The organism is Salmonella sp. SAL04196 (genome assembly GCF_046550835.1).
GTDB lineage: Bacteria > Pseudomonadota > Gammaproteobacteria > Enterobacterales > Enterobacteriaceae > Salmonella > Salmonella enterica.
This window is the reverse complement of sequence record NZ_JBGDXE010000006.1, coordinates 16,060-39,700: the sequence shown is the minus strand read 5'-3', so window position 1 is coordinate 39,700 and position 23,641 is coordinate 16,060. Positions and strand designations below refer to the sequence as shown.

Sequence of the window (23,641 nt, the reverse complement as noted above, 5' to 3'; positions counted from 1 at the left end):
TGAAATGACAAAAAAAGGTGCGCCAGGAGACGCACCAGTTGCTGCAAAATCAGCACTGTGGGGAAACAATTACCCCTTGCCTTTTACACTGCTGATAAAGGTGGAACGGGCAGATGTCGATCCCAGACGTTCGGCCTCATCAAGCAGTTTCAGCGCTTTATCGACGTCGCCTTTCGCTACGGCATCCTTAATCGCTTTATTAAAGTAGCTTTCCGTATCGTTCAACATCGGTTCGCTTTTCTTCGGCGCGACTGGCGCTGGCGCAGCGACCGGCGCGGCGGTATTGCCTACCGTTACCGGCCCGGTACCGGACGAGCCAAACAACGGCCCGACCAATACGCTGGAGCTACTGTTGGTTTTCACCTTCAGTTTCACCACGCCGTCAGTGGTATGGCGAGCAACTGGATCGGGAATATCCGGGATAGAGTTACCGACGCCTTTGGCATAGGCTTTTGCCGGATCGAGCAGCGTAGTGGTTTGCTGAAGATCTTTTTCGGTCGTAAACACCAGAACATAGAGTTTCTGCTGCCCCAACGCAGGCGTCAGGCGCATCACGCCTTCCAGCCGGTCTGCGCTCATGACGCCCGGCTGCTGATAAGTAAAGTAACTGCTGGGGAAGAATGCCGAAGGCGTCATATTTTGGTCAAGAATCAACACGTTTGGCGCAAAAACGCTGGCTTGCTTATTGACCTCGCTGGTCAGAGTTAATGTCAGCTCGCCGATATTCGCCGGAACGCTATAAGCGGCGACCGGGCCGGTAATGCCGGCGACGTCAAGGCGCTGGCCGCCAGTCGCCAGTTGGGTAGACTGCGTTTTTGACTGATCTACAGGCGTCCAGGTTAATTGCTGTAGCGCAGCAGCAGGAATAGCAGGCGCGGCGCTGGTATTTTGCGGTACATAGTTCACTTCCGCCAGGCTGATACCCGGCACGCTGGCGAACAGCCCTGCGGTTAAACAGAGGGCAACGAGACTTTTCTTCATTTTCATTATTCTCACCTCAATAAGGCGGGTTCAGCGGTAGCCAGGCAATAGCGCGCCAACCCAAACATATCGCCGAATGGCGGCTGGCGCCTTATTCGGCTTACAAGCATCATCAGACCTGATGTTTCAGAGGGGCTTGCGCCCCTCGTTACGTCAGATGACCATCGTATTACCACCAGATTTCCATCTGGGCGCCGAAGGTCCACTCATCGCTATCGCCACGGCTATTGGTGGAAATGCCGGAGTTAGTCGCTGCGGCATAACGGGAAATGTTATCGCCGTCTTTGATATAGCCCCATTTCTCATCCCATTTCGCGTAGGTGGCGAAAATACGGATAGCCGGACGCGACCAGATGCTGTCGCCCGCCTGCCACTGTTGCGCCAGGGTGATTTTATATTGATTGTTACGATCGCCGGTCTGCTGAGATTTCACGTTGTCGTAGCCGACTTCCAGCAGGGTACTCATGATTGGCGTCCACTTGTACATTGGACGTACGCCCACGGTCCACCACTCAGTACCCAGGTTATTATCCCAATCGATATTCTGGTACATACCGACGTACATCAAATCCCATTTATCACCAAGCGAGATGGCGCCATGATCCAAAATACGCCACATATCGCCATTATTATTGATGACCTTATTGGCATAATTAATTTTGGTTCCATCAGGCAATTCTTCAGTGAAAGATGAAGAACCGTCGGAACCACGCGCCTGGCCTTTACCCTGCGTGGTCATGGCATCGGTGGCATATTGCACGACAAACTTGTTATAGCCTTTCAACATACTTTGCGTGTGTTCGGCGGTGAACATCCAGCCGTCTTTCGATGCCCCATCAGCCAGCTTATAACCATCGGTCGTATTGGCGCGACCGTAATCAACGCCCAGCTCCAGTACGCCGTCCGGGTTCGTTTGCAGACCAGCCAGACGTACGTCAAAGACGTCGTTAGCGGTATCTTTCACTTCATCATAAATATTCTGGCTGCTGAAGGTGTAAGAGCCGCCCGCTTCAGTAGAGCGGGTCGCCGCCAGTGAAAGCTTACCGAAGCCCAGATCGATATTTTCGATACCCGCGCCAGGACCTGAAATATCCCAGTAGTAGAAGTCGATCATGTGTACGTCATGACGCTGATAGAAGCGCTTACCGGCCCAGATGGTAGAGCCCGGCAGCCATTCAATCAGGTTTTTACCCTGCACGTTCGCTTCGCGGAAGGCGGGATCGGTCGATTCCCAGTCGTTCTGCTGGTTAACCGAATAGGCGACGTTGGTGTCGAAATAGAAGCTCTTATCGCCCTCTTTCCACACTTCCTGGCCCAGTTTCAGTTCCGCATAGGTTTCACATTCGTTACCGAGACGGTATTTACTTTGTGCACCGGTCACCTGGAAACATTGTTGTTCGCCGCCGCTTCCCGTCCAGCCAATACCGGAACGGGCGTAACCGTGGAAATCGACAGCCATTGCCTGAGCGGACATTACGCCCGCTGCGACAGCAACCGCCAGAGGGAGTTTGCGCAGAGTAATCATCATTCTATCTCCTGAGATCATTGCTTTTCTTTAAACGCTGCCACCTTCTAAAACTGCGAATGGTTTTGCGTTTCGTTTTTTTATGGAGGCCTTAAACACCCGGCTCTTGATGCAGACGACGACATGCGCTGCCATCCTCGCGGAACAGATGACAGCGCTCTGGCGGCAGGCCGATAGCGAATGTGGCGCCCTCTTCTACCAGCACCACGTCATTCTGGCGATAAACCAGGTTTTGACGGATGGCGGGGATCTGGATATGAATTTGTGTTTCGTGCCCTAACTGCTCGACCACCTGGACTTCACCTTCCAGGGTGACATCGGCGATATCGCTCGGCAGCAGGTGTTCCGGCCGAATGCCTAAAGACATATTGGCGCCGACCTGCACGCCGCGACTTTCGACCGGCAACCAGATTTGCTGGCGATTCGGCAGTTCGACCTGGACTTGTTCAATTGCGGTGGCGGTCACTTTCACCGGCAGGAAGTTCATCTTCGGCGAGCCGATGAAGCCCGCGACAAAGCGATCCGCCGGATAGTGGTACAGCTCCAGCGGCTTACCGACCTGCGCGACGCGACCGGCGTCCAGCACCACGATTTTGTCGGCCAGCGTCATCGCTTCGACCTGATCGTGGGTGACGTAAATCATCGTGCGGCCCAGACGTTTATGCAGGCGAGAAATTTCAATGCGCATCTGCACGCGCAGCGCGGCGTCCAGGTTAGAGAGCGGTTCATCCAGCAAAAACACACGCGGCTCCGCCACCAGCGTGCGGCCAATCGCTACGCGCTGACGCTGCCCGCCGGAAAGCGCTTTTGGCTTACGTTCCAGCAGATGCGCCAGTTGCAGCACTTCCGCCACCTGATTGACGCGTTGATTCATTACCTCTTTTTTGGCGCCCGCCAGCTTGAGGCCGAAAGACATGTTTTCTGCAACGGAGAGATGGGGATAGAGCGCATAAGACTGGAATACCATGCCCACGCCGCGCTCGGCAGGCGGGATATCATTCATACGGGTTTCCCCGATAAACAGGTCGCCACTGGTGATGGTTTCAAGCCCGGCGATCATACGCAGCAAGGTCGATTTACCACAGCCTGACGGTCCGACAAACACCACGAACTCCCCGTCATGGATATCGAGGTTAATATCTTTCGATACCACCACGTCACCCCAGGCTTTCGTTACATTTCGTAGCTGTACGCTCGCCATGCCCTTCTCCCTTCGTTACAACCTGTCATTGACAGCAACATTCATGATGGCCTGACTATGCGCGATCCCTGACTGGGGTAAATCCTCCACCCCCCGGCTTTTTTATGGGGGAGGAGGCGGGAGGATGAGGGCACAGCGCCTGAGACCACGGGCGCGGACAGAAAAGGAATTTCGTGATGCCGCCCGCAAAAATCGGCGTGTTTTTATGTGCGCCAGCACGCATTACTCACATTTATGTAACACAGATCACATAAAGCCGGGGTGGGGCGTAGGGGCGGGGAGGATGGAAAGAGGTTGTCGTATAAAGAAACTAGAGACCGTTAAACCACCTCTGTGTACATCACCAAAAAGGATGGGAGATATGAAGATTAAAACTGGCGTAGGCATCCTCGCATTATCCGCACTTACGACGATGATGATTTCCGCCCCGGCTCTCGCCAAAATTGAAGAAGGTAAACTGGTTATCTGGATCAACGGCGACAAGGGCTATAACGGTCTGGCCGAGGTCGGTAAAAAATTTGAGCAAGACACCGGCATTAAAGTGACCGTTGAGCACCCGGATAAGCTGGAAGAGAAATTCCCGCAGGTGGCTGCCACCGGCGACGGTCCTGACATTATCTTCTGGGCGCACGACCGTTTTGGCGGCTACGCGCAGTCTGGTCTGCTGGCGGAGGTCACTCCGGATAAAGCGTTTCAGGACAAACTCTATCCGTTCACCTGGGATGCGGTACGCTATAACGGCAAGCTGATCGCCTACCCCATCGCCGTTGAAGCCCTCTCCCTGATTTATAACAAAGACCTCGTCCCGAACCCGCCGAAAACCTGGGAAGAGATCCCGGCGCTGGATAAAGAGCTAAAAGCGAAAGGGAAGTCGGCGATAATGTTCAACCTGCAAGAGCCGTATTTCACCTGGCCTTTGATCGCCGCTGACGGCGGTTACGCGTTCAAATTTGAAAACGGCAAGTATGACGTGAAAGACGTTGGCGTCGACAACGCCGGCGCGAAAGCGGGTCTGACTTTCCTGATCGATATGATCAAGAACAAAAATATGAGCGCCGATACCGATTACTCCATCGCCGAAGCAGCCTTCAATAAAGGCGAAACGGCAATGACCATCAACGGCCCGTGGGCATGGTCGAACATCGACAAGAGCAAAGTCAACTACGGTGTCACCCTGCTGCCGACCTTCAAAGGCAAACCCTCGAAACCGTTCGTCGGCGTGCTGAGCGCGGGGATTAACGCTGCCAGCCCGAATAAAGAGCTGGCGAAAGAGTTCCTCGAAAACTACCTGCTGACCGATCAGGGTCTGGAAGCGGTGAACAAAGATAAACCGCTGGGCGCCGTGGCGCTGAAATCTTTCCAGGAGCAGTTAGCGAAAGACCCCCGTATCGCCGCCACCATGGATAACGCCCAGAAAGGCGAGATCATGCCTAATATTCCGCAGATGTCCGCCTTCTGGTATGCGGTACGTACGGCTGTGATCAACGCCGCCAGCGGCCGTCAAACCGTGGATGCCGCGCTGAAAGATGCACAAAGCCGTATCACCAAGTAATGCCGCGAGCCTGTGCCGGATGGCGGCATAAATGCCTTATCCGGCCTACAACACACCGTAGGCCTGATAAGCGCAGCGCCATCAGGCACATCTCCGGCCAGGAAGTTTCAACGCTGTAGAGGAAAACCCCCATGGATGTCATTAAAAAGAAACACTGGTGGCAAAGCGACCAGCTTAAATGGTCAGTAATTGGTCTGCTGGGCCTGCTGGTGGGTTACCTTGTAGTTTTAATGTACGTACAAGGGGAGTATCTGTTCGCCATCATGACGCTGATTTTAAGCTCTGCTGGCCTGTATATTTTCGCAAATCGTAAAACCTATGCCTGGCGCTACGTTTACCCTGGCCTCGCCGGCATGGGGCTGTTTGTGCTATTCCCGCTGGTGTGCACCATCGCCATCGCCTTTACTAACTACAGCAGCACCAACCAGCTCACCTTTGAACGCGCCCAGCAAGTGCTGATGGACCGTTCTTATCAGGCGGGAAAAACCTATAACTTCGGTCTTTACCCGACCGGCGACGAGTGGCAACTGGCCCTCACCGACGGAGAAACGGGCAAACATTACCTGTCTGACGCATTTTCCTTCGGCGGCGAACAGAAATTACAGCTGAAAGAGACCGATGCCCTGCCGGGCGGCGAACGCGCCAATCTGCGGATAATCACCCAGAACCGTCTGGCACTGAACCAGATAACCGCCGTCCTGCCGGATGAAAGTAAAGTGATTATGAGCTCGCTGCGTCAGTTTTCCGGTACCCGTCCGCTGTACACACTGGCTGATGACGGCCTGCTGACCAATAACCAGAGCGGCGTAAAATACCGGCCAAACAACGATAGCGGTTATTATCAGTCGATCAACGCCGACGGAAGCTGGGGTGATGAAAAACTCAGTCCTGGTTATACCGTTACTATCGGCGCGAAAAACTTTACGCGCGTCTTTACCGACGAAGGGATCCAGAAGCCTTTTTTCGCTATCTTCGTCTGGACCGTGGTCTTTTCGGTTCTCACTGTGGTGTTAACCGTGGCGGTTGGGATGGTATTGGCCTGCCTCGTACAGTGGGAAGCGCTGAAAGGTAAAGCTATCTACCGCGTCCTGCTGATTCTGCCCTACGCCGTACCGTCGTTTATTTCAATTTTGATTTTCAAAGGGTTATTCAACCAAAGCTTTGGCGAAATCAATATGATGCTGAGCGCGCTGTTTGGCATTAAACCTGCCTGGTTCAGCGACCCCAACACCGCGCGGGCAATGGTGATTATCGTGAATACCTGGCTGGGCTATCCCTACATGATGATCCTGTGCATGGGACTGCTGAAAGCGATTCCGGATGACCTGTACGAAGCCTCCGCAATGGACGGCGCTGGTCCATTTCAGAATTTCTTTAAGATCACCTTACCGCTGCTGATTAAGCCGCTAACGCCGCTGATGATCGCCAGCTTCGCTTTTAACTTTAATAACTTTGTCCTGATTCAGTTATTGACCAACGGCGGGCCAGACCGTCTCGGCACCACCACGCCTGCCGGTTATACCGATCTGCTCGTCAGCTACACCTACCGTATCGCCTTTGAAGGCGGCGGCGGTCAGGACTTCGGTCTGGCGGCGGCCATTGCCACGCTGATCTTCCTGCTGGTAGGCGCGCTGGCCATCGTGAACCTGAAAGCCACGCGTATGAAGTTTGATTAAGGGAGATAATAACAATGGCTATGGTCCAACCCAAATCTCAAAAATTACGTCTCTTCATCACGCACCTGGGGCTGCTGATTTTCATCGCGGCGATCATGTTCCCGCTGCTGATGGTCATCGCTATCTCGCTACGTGAGGGGAACTTCGCCACCGGAAGCCTGATCCCGGATAAAATCTCCTGGGAACACTGGCGGCTGGCGCTGGGTTTCAGCGTGGAACATGCGGATGGTCGGGTAACGCCGCCTCCCTTCCCGGTCCTGCTGTGGCTGTGGAACTCGGTGAAAATCGCCGGTATTACCGCCATCGGCATCGTGGCGCTCTCCACCACCTGCGCCTACGCTTTCGCACGAATGCGTTTTCCAGGTAAAGCAACACTGCTCAAGGGGATGCTGATTTTCCAGATGTTTCCGGCGGTTTTGTCTCTGGTGGCGCTGTATGCGTTATTTGACCGCCTGGGACAATACATTCCATTTATCGGTCTGAATACGCATGGCGGCGTGATCTTCGCCTATCTTGGCGGCATTGCGCTGCATGTCTGGACGATTAAAGGCTACTTCGAAACTATCGACAGCTCGCTGGAAGAGGCCGCCGCGCTGGATGGCGCAACCCCGTGGCAGGCATTTCGCCTGGTGCTGCTGCCGCTTTCCGTACCGATTCTGGCGGTGGTGTTTATTCTGTCGTTCATCGCGGCGATTACCGAAGTTCCGGTCGCCTCGTTGTTACTGCGCGATGTGGACAGCTATACGCTGGCCGTGGGTATGCAGCAATATCTCAACCCGCAAAACTATTTGTGGGGCGACTTTGCCGCCGCCGCCGTCCTTTCCGCTATTCCTATCACCCTGGTGTTCCTGTTGGCGCAGCGTTGGCTGGTCAACGGCCTGACGGCAGGGGGTGTGAAAGGTTAAGTCTTATCGAAGTACCTGCCCGGCAACGGGCAATGCCACTGCCCTCAACTTATGTTATCCCCACTTATGGTCGTATTTTGGCGCTCTTCGGAGCGCTTTTTTTATGTTATTTTGCATTGCTGTTACGATTATTTCCTTTCGTGGCCCCCATCACTGCAATTATATTTACCGCCTGAAAACAGACAAATTAAACAGAATTAAGATCACAGAAAAGACAAAACATAATTGCAATGTAAAAAATGATAATTGTTTTCCCTGCCTGTTAAATTCACCATCACGACACTGATCAAAAGAGCTGTATCCTCTAAGGCAGGTCTGAATGAACACCCACTATAATTCCCGCTATATTTTTTCCATTACCTTAGTCGCAACATTAGGAGGGTTATTATTCGGCTATGACACTGCCGTCATATCCGGAACGGTAGAATCCTTAAATACCGTGTTTGTCGCTCCGCAACATTTAAGTGAATCCGCCGCCAACTCGCTATTGGGCTTCTGCGTCGCCAGTGCGTTGATTGGCTGCATCATCGGCGGTGCGCTGGGCGGTTATTGCAGTAACCGCTTTGGTCGTCGGGACTCGCTGAAAATCGCCGCTCTGCTGTTCTTTATTTCCGGTATTGGCTCCGCATGGCCAGAATTAGGATTTACCACGATTAACCCAGATAATGCCGTACCTGTTTATTTGGCCGGATATGTCCCCGAATTTGTTATTTATCGCATCATTGGTGGTATTGGCGTTGGTTTAGCCTCAATGCTCTCACCGATGTATATTGCTGAACTGGCTCCAGCGCATATTCGTGGGAAACTGGTTTCCTTTAACCAGTTCGCCATTATTTTTGGTCAACTGTTGGTGTATTGCGTTAACTATTTCATTGCCCGCTCTGGTGACGCTAACTGGCTGAATACCGATGGCTGGCGATATATGTTTGCTTCAGAAAGTATTCCCGCCCTGCTGTTTTTACTGCTGCTGTATACCGTACCGGAAAGCCCGCGCTGGCTGATGGCACGTGGCAAACACGAACAGGCGGAGGGCATTCTGCGCAAAATTATGGGTAGCAGCCTCACTACCCAGGCCATGCAGGAGATCAACCAGTCTCTGGAGCATGGCCGTAAAACCGGCGGACGCCTGTTGATGTTTGGCGTGGGCGTGATAGTCATTGGCGTGATGCTGTCCGTCTTCCAGCAGTTTGTCGGCATTAACGTCGTGCTCTACTACGCGCCGGAAGTGTTTAAAACGTTAGGGGCCAGCACCGACGTGGCGCTCTTGCAGACCATTATTGTCGGCGTAATCAACCTGAGCTTCACCGTGCTGGCCATCATGACGGTAGATAAATTTGGTCGCAAACCGCTGCAAATTATTGGCGCATTGGGTATGGCTCTTGGGATGTTCAGCCTTGGCACCGCGTTTTACACCCAGGCTTCCGGGCTGATAGCGCTGCTGTCGATGCTGTTTTACGTCGCCGCATTTGCCATGTCCTGGGGACCGGTTTGTTGGGTGCTGCTGGCAGAAATCTTCCCGAACGCGATTCGTGGCAAAGCGCTCGCCATTGCCGTCGCCGCGCAGTGGCTGGCGAACTACTTCGTCTCCTGGACCTTCCCGATGATGGACAAAAATTCGTGGCTGGTTTCCCATTTCCACAACGGTTTCTCCTACTGGATTTACGGTTGTATGGGTATTCTGGCGGCGCTGTTTATGTGGAAGTTCGTGCCGGAAACCAAAGGCAAAACGCTGGAAGAACTTGAGAAGTTATGGACGCCAGCAGAAGAGAAAACGCCGAAAGCCGCCATACAATAAGCTGATTTATCGCCACGCCGTACGTCCGTTACGGTGTGGCGACGCCTATTCTCGCCGTAGTCGGTTCGAATTACATAACCACAACGTGATAACCAACAGGAGGATCGCCGCCGAATAGAGTAATACATCCATTGGCGTTTTATGATCGACAATGATCAGGCGCACAATCGCCGTGATCCCAATGTACACGAAATAGCGCAGCGGAAAGTGAAGGCCAGACTTAAAGTACTTCACAATCAGCGCAATAAATTCGAAATAAAGAAAGTAGATCACCAGCCCTTCCACCAGTTCATATTTGCTGGCTTGCTCAGGCACGAATAATGCATCCGCCAGATGCACCGTCTCTTTACCGAGAAAAACGACCAGGATCAGACCGAGGGTAAGCAGCCCCAAATTTAGTACGTTTTGTAAAATCGTGGCGATAAACTCAAGACGTGAGCGCGATAATGGCATCATAACAGCCCCCTCTTTCTCTGCGGCGAGGTTTCTGTATAACGCACAAATGTGACGAGCATCTATATTTTTTATTTATGTTTATATTTTGTTCAATAAGATAATTTGCCGGATAGCGCTTTGAACGCCTTATCCGGCCTGAGTATTAACGGAAATTTACGCTCCTGTCACTGGTCATATCATACAGGCCAAACTTACGCCCAAGCTGTTGACCACCGTCACGCGTCAGCGGCGTCCAGCCAATTGCCGCACGACTTCGGGTTGGGCCGGACGAGAAGAGATCCAGCGGCACGGAAACATATACGCCTTTGGTAAAATCCCCTTCCCCATATTCATCCGGCGACGCATCGGTAATCGTCGCGTAACCGCCGACAACGACGCCGCTATCGAAGCGTTTGGCGATCTCCAGCGTACCGCCTTTATCGCCCGCCAGATACTGACCAACGCTGGCTTTCACCAGCACATCCTGGGCGAACGACGGCGTCCAGTATGCGGTCAAATGTCCGGTCTTCACGCTGTAATCGGTAAACTTCATCATATCCTGCGCGCTACGCCAGTCACGCTGTTTCACGTAGTTGGCATCCAGACCAAACGCCCAATTGCTGTCTATCGGGCGATACAGGACTTCCGCCCCGGCACCGCCAAACATGGTCTCCAGATAACCACCGTAGACCTGCCCATAGAAACCATTGCCAAAATACTGGAAGTAGTTGGCCTGTAGGTTATTCACATAAACATCATTCTGCACATACTCACGGACATGCGTACGCACCCGCGGCAGATGTGAATCCTTCGGCGGATTGGTGTAGTTAAATTTGTCGTAGTTGTTGGCGATATTGGCAAACACGCTGCCCGTGGTGAGCAGATGATCCGTGACCCACAGATCCGCAGTTCCCATTACGCCCAACTGATACATATAGAAGTTTTCCGGGCCGCCTACCGACTGATTCAGCACGGGATCAAGATGAAAATCAATGCGCGACTTGTCGATATACCAGCCCTGTTCAGTACTCTCTGGCACGATCGGCTCTACGCGTTTTTGCGCCAGCGGGGTTTCATGTCCCAGCGGTTCGCCTTCCAGATGGCGTTTCAGGCTGGCGACATCGGTTTCAGTGGTGACCTGCGGCAGATTAAGGCGGTTTTCCGTCACGCGGATCGTGCGGATCCCCTCCGGCAGATCGTTCATGACGATCCGGTTAGCGCGCACGATCCCTTCACGGGAGTCGCGGTACTTCACCTGTTCACCGGTAACGTACAGCGTATCGCCTTTGACCTGGATTTTCGGGTCCGCCAGACCAGCATTATATTTCAATAACGTTAATTGATTAGCCACTACCGAATGTTGCAGGATGGCATCCTGCGGCTGTGGTCGGTATTGCGGGCGTGAATTGTCATGATACGCGGGACGTAAATCGTTGAAATTGGTGCGCAGCGTAACACCAAACATAAAGGTGTTGCCGCGCTCGTAGCTGAGGTTAACTTCGGCCCAATCGGTGACGCGGTAAATGGCGCCGACGTTAAACTTGCTCTTCTGTTCCAGTTTACCCGCAAAATCCTGCTGATAGTTATTGCCTTCATACTCCAGCTTCAGGCGTAGCGGTTGCCACGGGGTCTGGTATTCCACGCCGCCAAACAGCGAGGCCGGGCCGTGAAACATATCGCTACCGTCGACGGAACCTGCCTCTTTATAACTGTTATCACGTGAACAGAATTTATCACTATACGAACAGAAAGGATTAGACACATTGCCGCTGGTGCCAAGATAGCCCCAGCCGAGACCTAATGAAAAATCAAACGGCCCCCAGGCCTTACTCGCTACAATATATTCCGCATCAAACAGCCCCGTCCCGCCGATATCGCGCGCGCCAACCGCCACCTGCGGCATCCAGTAACTCTCTTCCCACAACCGCAGTTTCACATCAAACGCTTTATCTTTGTAAGTCTGGTCGCCGGAGAATGATTCCACGCTGCTGTACTTTTTCGTACGGACATCGGTATAGCGCAACGTGGTTTCCAGCCACGGGAAAAGCTGAACCGAAGCCGAATAGTAGCGGTACTGATCGTTATCACGATAGTTCAGGCTCATCTCCCCTTCACGCGCCATACGCGCTGTCGGCGTTTGCAGCAGGCCCACGCCGCCAAAGTCAGATTGTGAAGGCCCAATAGGGGCTGGATATGTTTCGGCATGGCAGGCCGCGCTAATACCCAGCGCCAGCACGCTGAGCAGATGTGTTTTTTTCATTATTCCGGTATCCGCTGCGTCAGGGTATGAAGAATGTCGGCATTTATCGCCTCCGGCGTGCCGCGCCAAAGGGAATCGGCAAAACCGACAAAAATAATGCTGCCGGGCATTGGCTCGATATGACGTTTATTCCAGTAAGCCACCGGCGCTTTTTGGCTGCGTCCATCAGGGTAAACCACCCAGGCATAGCTACGATCCGCGCCGCTGAGTAAGCGCTGACCCTCGAGATAACTGGCGACGTCCCGCCCAGGGACGAACGGCTGGCTGCCCGGCTGGCTAATCAAGCCAAAGAGCGTCACCTGCGTGGGTTGCGGCCCGACCCAGAGCGTGTAGTGACCTTGCAGCGGCGGGTTACCTCGTTCGCTCACCCGAACTACGTCAGGATCAAGATTCACGAATTGTCTGCCCGTCACCTTCACCGCCTGAATCTGTCGGCGCAGTGTATTTATCGCCGCCGCCGCATCACCGTCTTCCTCAGCGCTGAGCGCCGCCAGTCGCCCGAGAAGTTCCTGTTGCTGCTGACGCGCCGTCACGGTCGCCTGTTCTTCGCCTATCACCGCCGCAGGCCACCAGCTCGTTGCCAGGCGCGGCTGTCCGACTAAATCGAGCAGACGCTCAGCGTCTGTCAGCGTTTTAGGCTCGCTATTACCCTGGGTAAAAACGGTAACAGTGCCGCTGGCAAAGGCGGATGACGCGACAAAGGCCAGCGCCAGCGCGCTTATCGTCCTTTTCATCATGATTTTGCCGCCTTAATCAGCGTGGTTTTCACCGGAAAGTAATTCGCGCCCAAATACTGTTCCGTCTGGCGAATTTGGCCTTCGCTATCAACCCAGTAGCGATTACGCCAACGCGTTTGATCGGTCGTCACTTCTTCATCCAGCACCCGCACGGCGGTCTCTTCACTGCCGACGCTAACGCTATCGGTCCCTCGCCATGTAAAAACGGAACGGGCGGTGGCGTAACGCACCTGGCGATGTTCGGTCCAGCCCAGGGTGCGAGTCCAGGTCGCGCCATTGATAATCTGTCCTGGTTTCGCCAGCGGGTCGGCCGCCAGATTATTCACATCGATCAGGTTGTCGCCGCTGAGCAGCGTTTTGACCAGACGGCCATGCTGCGTCACGATCGTCGCGCCATCCTGCGTCACCCATTTCTGCTGCCCGTTTTCCGAGAAAGCGAGCACCACAAACAGTTGAGGACCGCCGTTAAGCTGCATGTACTGGCTGGCATAAGGCATGTTTTGAATATCGTCATCCGTTAGCTGTACGCCTGGCGTACCGAACAAACTGTCCCACAGTGAATCGCCCAGGCCTTTAGTGGTGGCCGAACACGCCTGTAATAGCAGGCAAATCAGGATAAGTGCGAGTCGCTTCACGACGCTTCTCCAGAGGGGCAAAATAACCACACCGGAGTGTGGTTATGGTTAAACGTACCGATACTACTGGGTACTGGTGGTCGTGGTGGTCGTGGTCCCGGTATTGGAACCATCGCCGCCGCCGGTTGCCGCTAACGCGACGCCCACCGCCGAACTTACGGTGCTAACGCTGGTGGCGGAGGAACTTCCCGCCGATACCGACGTCGCTGCCGACCCTGCCGCTTCACCCACCTGAACGGGGGCTGCCGAGACAGATGTCGCCGCAAGCGCGGTTATGGCAAAAATGCCATACAGTACTTTTTTCATCATAATTTCCCTTCATTGAATGAATGGAGATTTACCCAAAAGAATTTCGGGCGCTACCGAGTATACACAACCAAAGCAGGCGGATTATGTCCGGGAGAAATAACAGCGAGGTTTTAGGATAATTAAACTTTAAAGAAGTAACGCCTACATTGTTTAATTAACAAACAAATAAAATCAATAAGTTAAAATTAAAATAAAAGACATCGGCATCCGTATAATCTGAAAGTAACGCAGAGTGATTTTCTGGTTATTGCTTATTTTAGGATTAAGCTCAATATAAAATTGTGGGGATAAAGACGGACAAGCGGAATTATCTTATAAAAAAAGCCGATGTGAATATCGGCCTTTTTATTATCTTATTCTCTTTTTGCCGGATGGCGGCGAAACGCCTTATCCGGCCTACAGACGCTATGCATTACGTAGACCGGATAAGCGCAGCGCCATCAGGCGCGCCAGGCTTTATAACGGTTAATCAGACCGTTGGTAGAGCTATCATGGGACGAAATAGCTTTATCATCGCCCAGCTCCGGCAGAATACGGTTAGCCAACTGTTTACCCAACTCAACGCCCCACTGGTCGAAAGTAAAGATGTTCAGGATGGCGCCCTGCGTAAAGATTTTATGCTCATACAGCGCAATCAGCGCGCCCAGGCTGAATGGCGTAATTTCGCGCAGCAGGATAGAGTTGGTCGGGCGGTTGCCTTCAAACACTTTGAATGGCACAACGTGTTCAAGCTGCGCCGGATCTTTACCCTGATCGCGATATTCCTGCTCAACCACCTCGCGGGATTTACCAAACGCCAGCGCTTCGGTCTGCGCGAAGAAGTTAGACAGCAGCTTCTGATGATGATCGGATAGCGGGTTATGGGTGATAGCCGGGGCGATAAAATCACACGGCACCATTTTAGTACCCTGGTGAATCAATTGATAAAACGCGTGCTGACCGTTGGTGCCTGGTTCGCCCCAGATAATTGGGCCTGTCTGGTAATCCACGGCGTTGCCGTTACGGTCAACGTATTTACCGTTGGATTCCATGTTACCCTGCTGGAAGTAGGCGGCGAAACGGTGCATATACTGGTCGTACGGCAGAATGGCTTCGGTTTCCGCGCCGAAGAAATTGTTGTACCAGATGCCAATCAACGCCAGCAGAATGGGTAGGTTTTTCTCCGCCGGAGTGGTGGAGAAATGCTTGTCCATCGCGTGCGCGCCGGAAAGCAGCTCGACAAAGTTGTCGAAACCGACGGACAGAATAATGGACAGCCCGATGGCAGACCACAGCGAGTAACGACCGCCGACCCAGTCCCAGAACTCGAACATATTGGCCGTGTCGATACCAAATTCGCCGACCGCTTTGGCGTTAGTGGAGAGCGCAGCAAAGTGTTTCGCCACGTGTTTTTCATCGCCTGCACTTTTCAGGAACCAGTCGCGCGCGCTGTGGGCGTTGGTCATGGTTTCCTGCGTGGTGAAGGTTTTCGACGCCACCAGGAACAGCGTGGTTTCCGGGTTCACTTTTTTCAGCACTTCAGCGATGTGGGTACCATCAACGTTAGAGACGAAGTGCATAGTCAGATGATTTTTATACGGACGCAGCGCTTCCGTCACCATGAACGGGCCGAGGTCGGAACCGCCGATACCGATGTTCACCACGTCGGTGATGGCCTTACCGGTGTAGCCTTTCCACTGACCGGAGATAATCGCTTGCGAGAAAGTTTTCATTTTCTCAAGCACGGCGTTCACTTCCGGCATCACATCTTTGCCGTCCACGATGATCGGCGTATTGCTACGGTTACGCAGCGCCACGTGCAGCACGGCGCGGTCTTCGGTGCGGTTGATCTTCTCGCCGGAGAACATGGATTTAATCGCGCCGGCCAGATCGGTCTCTTTCGCCAGATCCTGTAATTTTGCCAGCGTCTCTTCGGTGATGCGGTTTTTGGAGAAGTCCACCAGCATCAGATCGTCAAACGTCGCGGAAAATTTAGCGAAACGGTCGCTATCGTTCGCGAAAAGCTCAGCGATCGTAACGTCTTTCATTTCATCGTAGTGTTTCTGGAGCGCCTGCCAGGCAGAAGTCTGCGTTGGATTGATGTTTTTCATTAGCAATACTCTTCTGATTTGAGAATTGTGACTGGGATCGATTGTAACGCCAGTCACAGAAAAGTGTGATTGTTTTAGTGCCGTTGCCCCAGGCACTGTCGAATGAGGATAAAAAGTATATACCCTAAATAATTCGAGGTGCAGAAAGGCAGCAAGTGGGTGAGTCGCCGGGCGCATAGATAAGCCAACATACTACAAACGGGTATCGGGGTTATAAGCGCTGTTACTGAGCCTAAACTCAGCATAAAAAATCCGCATAATCCCAACGTTGACAGTCCAGGCCACAACTTTTATTTATAAATACGTTACTTGCATTTGCGCCTGCACCGGTTTCTGTTCTGCCCTTGTGCCATGGTCGCGTTTTTCATTTCCTGACACGAGGTTGATATGACAGAGATCGTTGTTTCCAAATTTGGCGGTACCAGCGTCGCTGATTTTGACGCCATGAACCGTAGCGCGGATATCGTACTTTCCGACGCCAATGTTCGTTTAGTCGTGCTTTCCGCGTCTGCCGGCATCACTAATCTGCTGGTGGCGCTGGCCGAAGGGATGGAGCCTGGCGAACGTTTCGCTACGCTCGACGCCATCCGTAAAATCCAGTTCGATATCCTTGATCGTCTGCGTCATCCGAATGTCATTCGCGAAGAGATTGAACGCCTGCTGGAAAACATCACTATTCTGGCGGAGGCGGCATCGCTGGCGACATCGGCAGCCCTGACCGATGAACTGGTCAGCCACGGCGAGCTGATGTCTACCCTGCTATTTGTTGAGATCCTGCGTGAACGCGACGTACAGGCCCACTGGTTCGACGTGCGCAAAGTGATGCGTACCAGCGATCGCTTTGGTCGTGCGGAACCGGACGTCGCAGCGCTTGCGGAACTGGCCGCGCAGCAGTTGCTCCCGCGCCTGAACGAAACTTTGGTCATTACTCAGGGCTTTATCGGCAGTGAAAGCAAAGGCCGCACCACGACGTTAGGCCGCGGCGGCAGCGACTATACGGCAGCGTTGCTGGCTGAAGCGCTCCACGCCGCGCGGGTTGATATCTGGACAGATGTGCCCGGTATTTACACCACCGACCCGCGCGTGGTGCCCGTCGCGCAGCGAATTGATGAAATCGACTTTGAAGAAGCGGCGGAGATGGCAACCTTCGGCGCAAAAGTACTGCATCCAGCCACCTTACTCCCGGCCGTGCGCAGCGATATCCCGGTCTTCGTTGGCTCCAGTAAAGATCCGCAAGCGGGCGGTACGCTGGTGTGCAATAAAACCCAAAACCCGCCGCTGTTCCGCGCGCTGGCGCTGCGCCGCAATCAAACGCTATTGACGCTGCACAGCCTGAATATGCTGCACTCGCGAGGTTTCCTGGCTGAGGTGTTCGGCATTCTGGCGCGGCATAATATTTCGGTAGATCTGATTACCACTTCGGAGGTGAGCGTCGCGCTGACGCTGGATACTACCGGCTCCACCTCCACGGGCGATACGTTACTGACCCAATCCTTATTGATGGAGCTTTCCGCGCTGTGTCGGGTAGAAGTCGAAGAAGGACTGGCGCTGGTCGCGCTGATTGGCAACAACCTGTCAAAAGCCTGCGGCGTTGGTAAAGAAGTGTTTGGCGTCCTGGAACCGTTCAACATTCGCATGATTTGTTACGGCGCCTCCAGCCACAATCTGTGCTTCCTCGTGCCGGGAGACGATGCCGAGAAAGTGGTGCAAAAGCTACATCAGAACTTATTTGAATAATCGCCCTGACACGACAGCGGGTGAGCGCTATCAGGCAATACGCTGCCGGATGACGACGCAGGCACGTCATCCGGCGGTTCCCGCGCCAGGCGCTGCCGGCGGAATACTGCTCAGGAATCCGCAACACCCTACTCGTCCCACCAACATGGGCAACTTTCCCCTATTTATGCACTCCCCATTTTGAACCTCGTCACAAAACCACACAAAACAACACAAAGCAAAAACATAAATTAATCATTATATTTTAATGAGTTACATTTAAAAATTGATATCTTTTGGTATAAGCCCACTTTTTCATTGTTGCTTTATTTTGTTTTGGTTGGAATTATGATTGCACTACAACACAGATAACCCCCTTACCCTATTTGAGGCCGCTATGAAAAAAATTGCGATTATTGGAAGCAGTGGAGGCAACCTCTACAACCTGGGTGGCGCCGAGCCAGAGAAGTTACTCCAGGAGATTTATCAGCAGTGTGAGGCTGCGGGCGTGAATGTGGCCGCCGTACAGTTTATCGCGGCAGAAGCCTCGATGGACGTCGCCAAACCGGATACCCCGGCATCGGTTTATGCATTAACCACAGAAAACCAACAAAAACCACAGCGCATATTTCAGGGCAAACTTTCGGAGGTAAACACCTCGGTAGTAGAAAGCGATCGCCAAATCGCTGAGATGATCCGCTGCGGTGAGATCGATGGGATCGTGGTAATGAGCGCCGATCCGGTAAAGGCGAACCAGGCCGTTTTTGCCGCCGCCGTTGAGATGAAAACACCGATTGTCGGCACCGGGGGAACCTCCATGGCGCTGGTGGCGGCAAAGGGGGCGAATGTGGTCGCGACCTCCGGAACAACCGGCACCACCAGCCGTACCCGCGCCGTCTCCTTCGTGGCGTCACTGTGTAAACATTGGGGTATCAAGTACAAACCACAGTTGGGTAGCGCTTCGCCCTCGCAGAGCGGTTCCGGAAAAAGCCTGCTCAAACGTTTTAACATTCGTAGCATCATGATCCCTGCGCTACCAGGCTTTATCGCCATGGCGATTGTACTCGCCCTGAGCCACATACCAGGACTGGAAAAACTTAACGATATCTTTGAAATATTACTAAAAGGTCTGCCGGTGTTAGTCGCGGTACTGGCGGCAAAACAGATTTCCGAACTGGATGAAGTTTCAATTGTGGCCGGGGTCGTCGCTGGCGTGCTTTCCGTAGAGGGCGGTCTTATCGGCGGCATTATCGGCGGTGTAATGGCGGGGATTTTCGTCCGTTGGCTGTTCGAGCTGTGCCTGAACTGGCGCTTCCCAATGACTACCGTCAACATCGTCGCCGGTGGGATATCGGGCCTTGCCGCTGGGTTAATCATGCACTATCTGCTGAGTCCGCTGGCGCTATCTGCGGGTAATTACATCAAACTGGCTATCGAAAGCACGCTGGCATTCAGCCCAATTCTTGCCGGGCTGCTGGCTGGTCTGGTTATCTGGCCTGCCATTCTCGGCGGCGTCTATCACGCGGTGATCCTGCCGTTGGTGCTGCTGGAGATGGAAAAATCCGGCGTCAGCTTCCTCGGCGCGGTCGATATGGTCGGTCTGGTGATGGTGGCCGCAGGTATTAACCTTGCCAATGTGATCGCCCCGCGTGAAAAAAGCGAAGCTGCCGTTGCTACGCCGGGCCTGCTCATTAACCTGGGCTTTGGCACCTTTGTTGAATCCGCCTATCCCTTCATGTTCGCCAACAAAATTGTTTTTGGCTCCGCCATTTTTTGGGCCGGAATGGGCGGCATGATGCTGGGCTTTTTTAACGTCAAAGGGGTGGCCTATGTTCCGGCTTTCGCCTCACCGTTCTTATCCAACAATGCGCTCCAGATGGCCATCGTAATGATTGCCACAATGGCGATGACCTGCCTTACCACCATTATTGCTAACCGTTTCAAACCTGTCGTACAGAGCGAATCAACAACGACAGCCGTTAATTAATGCACCAACACCAGAGGTACACCATGTTTAAAGGCGATATGAATAAAAAACGCGCCAAAGCGTTACAGAAAGTGAAAGAAGCCATCACACTTCACGGCGGGCAAACCATCCTCAGCACAGGAATAACCGGCGACGATGCGCGCCTGGCGAAAGCCGTGTGTGAGGCTGGCGTTAAGCTACTGGAGCCGAACCACCCTGCGTTGGCGCTGGCGCGTGGACACAAAGGCGTGAACAACATGCACGCGGCGGAGCAGATTCGTCACGAAATCACCAATAGCCAGATGGCTGAGGCCGTACACGGTGTGCGTAATGTGGTCCCGGACGATATTTTTATCACCGTTGGTATCGCCGGCGGTTTTACCGAAACCTTACCGGTGCCGCTCAGCGAAACGGAAATTCTGGAGATTGCCCGCGCTGGGGCCGACGGTTTACATACGCATAAATCCGACTGGGACGATCTGCAGGACATCGTTAATCTCGCCCATCAGTATGGTCTGACTGTCGATGCCTACATTGGCCATCCTGACGATCTGCATACTTTCGGTATTCCTGCACGCACGCCGGAAGAGGTCGCCAGCGTGGCGAAGCGAATGCAGGATATCGGCGTGGATATGATTGGTCTGATGACAGGCATGAGCTATGAAGGCGTAGCGGCAGGCGATATCCCGCAGATGATTAAAGATCGCCTGCGGGCGTTGGTCGGCGCGGTGGATGTTCCGACGCTGGCGGAAGGCGGGATTAACCTCGCCAACGCGAAAGCGTTTAAAGATACCGGGGTCAATATTCTGGTGGTCGGTACGGCTATCGACAACATGGTGTGCAACGCCGCCAAAGAAGCCGTTACGCCGTTTATTGTTCATTGATATCAGGGAACGAGAGATGTTGTTGATCACCGATCTGGATGGAACATTACTCACCTCGCAGAAAACAATCAGCCCGCGCACGCGTCAGGCGCTGATTGCGTTCCGCCAGGACGGTGGTCTGCTGGCGGCATGTTCCGCCAGACCGGTCTCCTCAATGGTACGCCTGCTACGCCAGCAACAGGTTGATACGTTGTTTAGCTGGTGCGCCGGTTTTAACTGCGGACGCCTGCTGGAGATGGCGGGGCCGCGCATTATTCATGCTGCCCCGCTGACCGCCACAGATCTATGGAATATTGACCAACATATTTCTCTTTCCCGCTACCACCACCACTTTTTTAGCGCCGAAGCAATTCACCATCGTGACGATAGACTAATTGCGCCCTGGACAACATATGAAGCCCGCTTATTTGGGTTACCGCTTATAACTGAAACTGCAGAAAATATCTTTAATCGTCGCAATATATATAAAATTACACTTGTTGCCGCATCTTCGGAGATAGATACTCTGTGTACAGAAGTGAATAATCACCTGCCTTGTGGATATTATGCGGTTGTCACGGGAGAAAATTATATTGATATTCAAAGAGCCGATATAAATAAAGGGTTCATAATCGATAAATTAATTCATTATTTAAATATATCTTCTGACAAGGTAGTCGCGATTGGCGATCAGCAGAATGATGTCAGCATGTTTGCCGCTGCCGGAATCAGTATCGCAATGGGCAATGCGCCGGATACAGTAAAGCGGCAGGCCGGCTATGTGACTGCCACGAATGATGAGGAGGGTATCGTCCATGCATTGGAGTGGTTGCGTTGCCTGACGCATCCAGTTACCATGCGCCAAAGGTTGACGACGGCGAAAGATAATGAATCCAATTAAAAGACGAAAACATATTCTTGATGAATTAAACAAATTCGGTGAAGTCACCGTTATTAAATTATCGGAAATGCTCAACGTCACCTCGGAAACCATTCGTCGCGATCTCTCCTTACTGGAATCTGAAGGCAAAATCACTAAGATTCATGGGGGCGCAGTCAAAAAGCAAGTTGTCCAGGAGGATGCGTTTAGCGCAAGAATAGAGGCGCATCGCGAAGAGAAAATAGCGATTGGCAAACTTGCCGCCGAAATGGTCAGTGAACGGGATACATTGTTTATTGACTCCTGTACAACTAACCTTATTCTGGCCGAGCAATTACCGCCTCTCGCTTTTTCCGTGATTACCAATTCAGCCCTGATTGCCGATAAAATTAAAGAGCATAACCTACAGGCCCGCGTGTATGTATTAGGCGGCGAATATGATTACCATTTTCGCGCCAATCTCGGCGTCTCGGTGTGTCAGCAGATTAACGCAATTCACGCGGATATCTGCTTTATTGGCGCTGGCGGCATTTCTCCCCAGCATGGCGTGTTGGTGAAGAGCTTTGAAGAAGCCTACGTTGCCAAAGCCATGATTGCGATGAGCAAAAAATCAGTGATTCTCGCCGACCATACCAAATTTGGTCAGGACGGTGTGATGTGCATCGCAAGCGTAAAAGAAATCGATAACATCATCACGGATAAAGGATTTACGTCAACGGGTTATACGCCACAGGATTTCGCCGGAAAGCTGCGGATTGCTGACTGAGCGCTATCCGCCCGTTGCGTATTGCCGTAGACTAAGAGCCTATCCCACCAGGCGTTATTGGCGCAGCCAGTTTGGACACGGACAGCGCGCAAAAACCGGAGCGTACACGTAGTACGTGAGGATTTTGAGCACTGCCCAGGTCTAAAATGGCAAGTAAAATAGCCCTAATGGGATAGGCTCTAAATGCATCGGCTAACTGAGGGCACCCGTATGGCACTCCCCCGCATTACCCAAAAAGAGATGACCGAGCGCGAACAGCGCGAACTGAAAACGTTGCTGGACCGCGCCCGTATTGCGCACGGGCGTCCGCTGACCAATTCTGAGACCAACAGCGTCAAAAAGGAGTACATCGATAAGCTGATGGCGCTGCGTGAGGCTGAAGCGAAAAAAGCCCGCCAGTTGAAGAAAAAGCAGGCGTATAAACCCGATACGGAAGCGTCATTCTCCTGGTCGGCGAATACGCCGACGCGCGGCAGACGTTAACGTCCTTTCTTCTTTCGTCCCGGCGAGGTAAAGCGCTTACCGCTTGATGTCGGGCGCGCTTTCTCATTGCTTTTTTCGATCGCAACGACCGGTCGCTTAATACCCGTGGTCTTCGGCTTCGCTTTGGCCTTTGGTTTGGCTTCGGAAGAGGAACGCTCAATCAATTTAAACAGATCGATCAGCTCATCGTCCGTCAGATCGCGCCACTCGCCCAGCGGAATCCCGCTCAGGCTGACGTTCATAATGCGCGTACGCTCCAGTTTCGTCACTTCATAACCAAAGTATTCACACATACGGCGGATCTGACGGTTTAATCCCTGCACCAGGGTGATGCGAAAGACAAACGGCGCCTCTTTTTTCACCTTACATTTTTTGGTGACGGTACCCAGAATCGGCACGCCAGCGCCCATACCGCGAATAAACTCGTCGGTAATCGGTTTATCCACCGTCACCAGATACTCTTTTTCGTGATCGTTACCGGCACGTAGAATCTTATTGACCAGATCGCCGTGGTTAGTCAGAAATATCAGCCCCTGCGAGTCTTTATCCAGACGACCAATCGGGAAGATACGTTTGCTGTGGTTCACAAAATCGACAATATTGTCGCGTTCGCCGTCTTCAGTGGTACTCACAATGCCAACCGGTTTATTCAGCGCAATCAGCACTAAATCATCCGCTTCTCGCGGCTCAATCAACCGACCATTTACTTTAACAACATCCCCGGCGACCACCTGATCGCCAATGGCGGCGCGTTTGCCGTTGATAAAAACATTGCCCTGTTCGATAAAACGGTCCGCCTCGCGACGCGAACAGATGCCGCTTTCACTAATATATTTATTAAGCCGGGTAGATGTGTCGGTCAGCAT

General features: G+C 52.9%; 20 protein-coding genes and 1 pseudogene. 10 read left to right on the top strand and 11 right to left on the bottom strand.

The features are described 5' to 3' along the window. Nucleotides 1-69: 69 nt before the first annotated feature. The 3 genes from malM to malK form a co-directional block, all read right to left on the bottom strand. Nucleotides 70-987 carry a maltose operon protein MalM gene (malM, locus tag ACLJPE_RS18750; RefSeq protein ID WP_000782497.1) on the bottom strand — a complete coding sequence of 306 codons (918 nt, stop codon included), beginning with the start codon at nt 985-987 and terminating at the stop codon, nt 70-72. A 163-nt stretch (nt 988-1,150) separates the two neighbouring features. Then, on the bottom strand, nt 1,151-2,509 hold the full coding sequence (locus ACLJPE_RS18745; RefSeq protein WP_000973678.1) for a maltoporin: 1,359 nt from the start codon (nt 2,507-2,509) through the stop codon (nt 1,151-1,153). Nucleotides 2,510-2,597: 88 nt separating this feature from the next. Next, nucleotides 2,598-3,707, bottom strand: coding sequence for a maltose/maltodextrin ABC transporter ATP-binding protein MalK (gene malK / locus ACLJPE_RS18740; RefSeq protein WP_000179176.1), 1,110 nt, complete (start codon nt 3,705-3,707; stop codon nt 2,598-2,600). A gap of 361 nt (nt 3,708-4,068) precedes the next feature. On the opposite strand from malK, the gene malE reads away from it, so the two are divergent. Further along, entirely contained in the window at nt 4,069-5,259 is a 1,191-nt protein-coding gene (malE, locus tag ACLJPE_RS18735) for a maltose/maltodextrin ABC transporter substrate-binding protein MalE (protein ID WP_000695415.1), read from the top strand. On the opposite strand, the pseudogene ACLJPE_RS18730 reads toward malE, so the two are convergent. Continuing rightward, nucleotides 5,208-5,348, bottom strand: a pseudogene (locus ACLJPE_RS18730) (hypothetical protein); the annotation flags it as partial. The gene malE and the pseudogene ACLJPE_RS18730 overlap by 52 nt on opposite strands. 42 nt (nt 5,349-5,390) lie before the next feature. Here ACLJPE_RS18730 and malF point away from each other — a divergent pair. From malF to xylE, 3 genes are all read left to right on the top strand, one after another. Further along, the gene (gene malF / locus ACLJPE_RS18725) at nt 5,391-6,935 is read left to right on the top strand and encodes a maltose ABC transporter permease MalF (RefSeq protein ID WP_000382573.1); all 1,545 of its coding nucleotides are present in this window, start codon (nt 5,391-5,393) and stop codon (nt 6,933-6,935) included. A 14-nt stretch (nt 6,936-6,949) separates the two neighbouring features. Further along, the gene (gene malG / locus ACLJPE_RS18720) at nt 6,950-7,840 is read left to right on the top strand and encodes a maltose ABC transporter permease MalG (protein ID WP_001252081.1); all 891 of its coding nucleotides are present in this window, start codon (nt 6,950-6,952) and stop codon (nt 7,838-7,840) included. Between the two features lie 319 nt (nt 7,841-8,159). Beyond that, the gene (gene xylE / locus ACLJPE_RS18715) at nt 8,160-9,635 is read left to right on the top strand and encodes a D-xylose transporter XylE (RefSeq protein WP_001091898.1); all 1,476 of its coding nucleotides are present in this window, start codon (nt 8,160-8,162) and stop codon (nt 9,633-9,635) included. Nucleotides 9,636-9,680: 45 nt separating this feature from the next. On the opposite strand, the gene psiE is transcribed toward xylE, so the two are convergent. The 6 genes from psiE to pgi all read right to left on the bottom strand — a co-directional run bounded on the left by psiE (nt 9,681) and on the right by pgi (nt 16,101). Further along, complete coding sequence (psiE, locus tag ACLJPE_RS18710) at nt 9,681-10,091, bottom strand: phosphate-starvation-inducible protein PsiE (RefSeq protein ID WP_000982752.1); 411 nt, start codon at nt 10,089-10,091, stop codon at nt 9,681-9,683. Nucleotides 10,092-10,233: 142 nt separating this feature from the next. Continuing rightward, nucleotides 10,234-12,330 (bottom strand): YjbH domain-containing protein, encoded by a 2,097-nt coding sequence (locus ACLJPE_RS18705; protein WP_410966018.1) that lies wholly within the window; start codon nt 12,328-12,330, stop codon nt 10,234-10,236. Then, a complete protein-coding gene (locus ACLJPE_RS18700) occupies nt 12,330-13,067 on the bottom strand; it encodes a capsule biosynthesis GfcC family protein (RefSeq protein WP_000977974.1) in 738 nt (245 codons plus the stop codon). The genes ACLJPE_RS18705 and ACLJPE_RS18700 overlap by 1 nt, the downstream gene beginning before the upstream one ends. After that, entirely contained in the window at nt 13,064-13,702 is a 639-nt protein-coding gene (locus ACLJPE_RS18695; protein ID WP_039514783.1) for a YjbF family lipoprotein, read from the bottom strand. Before ACLJPE_RS18695 ends, ACLJPE_RS18700 begins: the two co-directional genes overlap by 4 nt. Nucleotides 13,703-13,765: 63 nt before the next feature. After that, a complete protein-coding gene (gene yjbE, locus ACLJPE_RS18690; protein ID WP_001541297.1) occupies nt 13,766-14,008 on the bottom strand; it encodes an exopolysaccharide production protein YjbE in 243 nt (80 codons plus the stop codon). A 443-nt stretch (nt 14,009-14,451) separates the two neighbouring features. Next, nucleotides 14,452-16,101, bottom strand: coding sequence for a glucose-6-phosphate isomerase (gene pgi / locus ACLJPE_RS18685; protein ID WP_000790032.1), 1,650 nt, complete (start codon nt 16,099-16,101; stop codon nt 14,452-14,454). A gap of 387 nt (nt 16,102-16,488) precedes the next feature. On the opposite strand from pgi, the gene lysC reads away from it, so the two are divergent. The 6 genes from lysC to ACLJPE_RS18655 all read left to right on the top strand — a co-directional run bounded on the left by lysC (nt 16,489) and on the right by ACLJPE_RS18655 (nt 22,775). Continuing rightward, nucleotides 16,489-17,838: a lysine-sensitive aspartokinase 3 gene (gene lysC, locus ACLJPE_RS18680; protein WP_000136392.1), complete on the top strand. Its 1,350-nt coding sequence runs from the start codon at nt 16,489-16,491 to the stop codon at nt 17,836-17,838. 376 nt (nt 17,839-18,214) lie between these two features. After that, on the top strand, nt 18,215-19,804 hold the full coding sequence (locus ACLJPE_RS18675; RefSeq protein ID WP_000716846.1) for a PTS sugar transporter: 1,590 nt from the start codon (nt 18,215-18,217) through the stop codon (nt 19,802-19,804). 23 nt (nt 19,805-19,827) lie between these two features. After that, nucleotides 19,828-20,667, top strand: a complete 840-nt coding sequence (locus ACLJPE_RS18670) for a hypothetical protein (RefSeq protein WP_000472329.1) — start codon at nt 19,828-19,830, stop codon at nt 20,665-20,667. Between the two features lie 16 nt (nt 20,668-20,683). Next, the gene (locus ACLJPE_RS18665) at nt 20,684-21,547 is read left to right on the top strand and encodes a Cof-type HAD-IIB family hydrolase (protein WP_000924645.1); all 864 of its coding nucleotides are present in this window, start codon (nt 20,684-20,686) and stop codon (nt 21,545-21,547) included. Next, nucleotides 21,534-22,292 (top strand): DeoR/GlpR family DNA-binding transcription regulator, encoded by a 759-nt coding sequence (locus tag ACLJPE_RS18660; protein ID WP_001068171.1) that lies wholly within the window; start codon nt 21,534-21,536, stop codon nt 22,290-22,292. The genes ACLJPE_RS18665 and ACLJPE_RS18660 overlap by 14 nt, the downstream gene beginning before the upstream one ends. 210 nt (nt 22,293-22,502) lie before the next feature. Then, the gene (locus ACLJPE_RS18655; RefSeq protein ID WP_001207628.1) at nt 22,503-22,775 is read left to right on the top strand and encodes a DUF3811 domain-containing protein; all 273 of its coding nucleotides are present in this window, start codon (nt 22,503-22,505) and stop codon (nt 22,773-22,775) included. Here ACLJPE_RS18655 and rluF read toward each other — a convergent pair. After that, nucleotides 22,772-23,641 (bottom strand): 23S rRNA pseudouridine(2604) synthase RluF, encoded by an 870-nt coding sequence (gene rluF, locus ACLJPE_RS18650; protein WP_000954619.1) that lies wholly within the window; start codon nt 23,639-23,641, stop codon nt 22,772-22,774. The two genes, ACLJPE_RS18655 and rluF, sit on opposite strands and share 4 nt — an antisense overlap.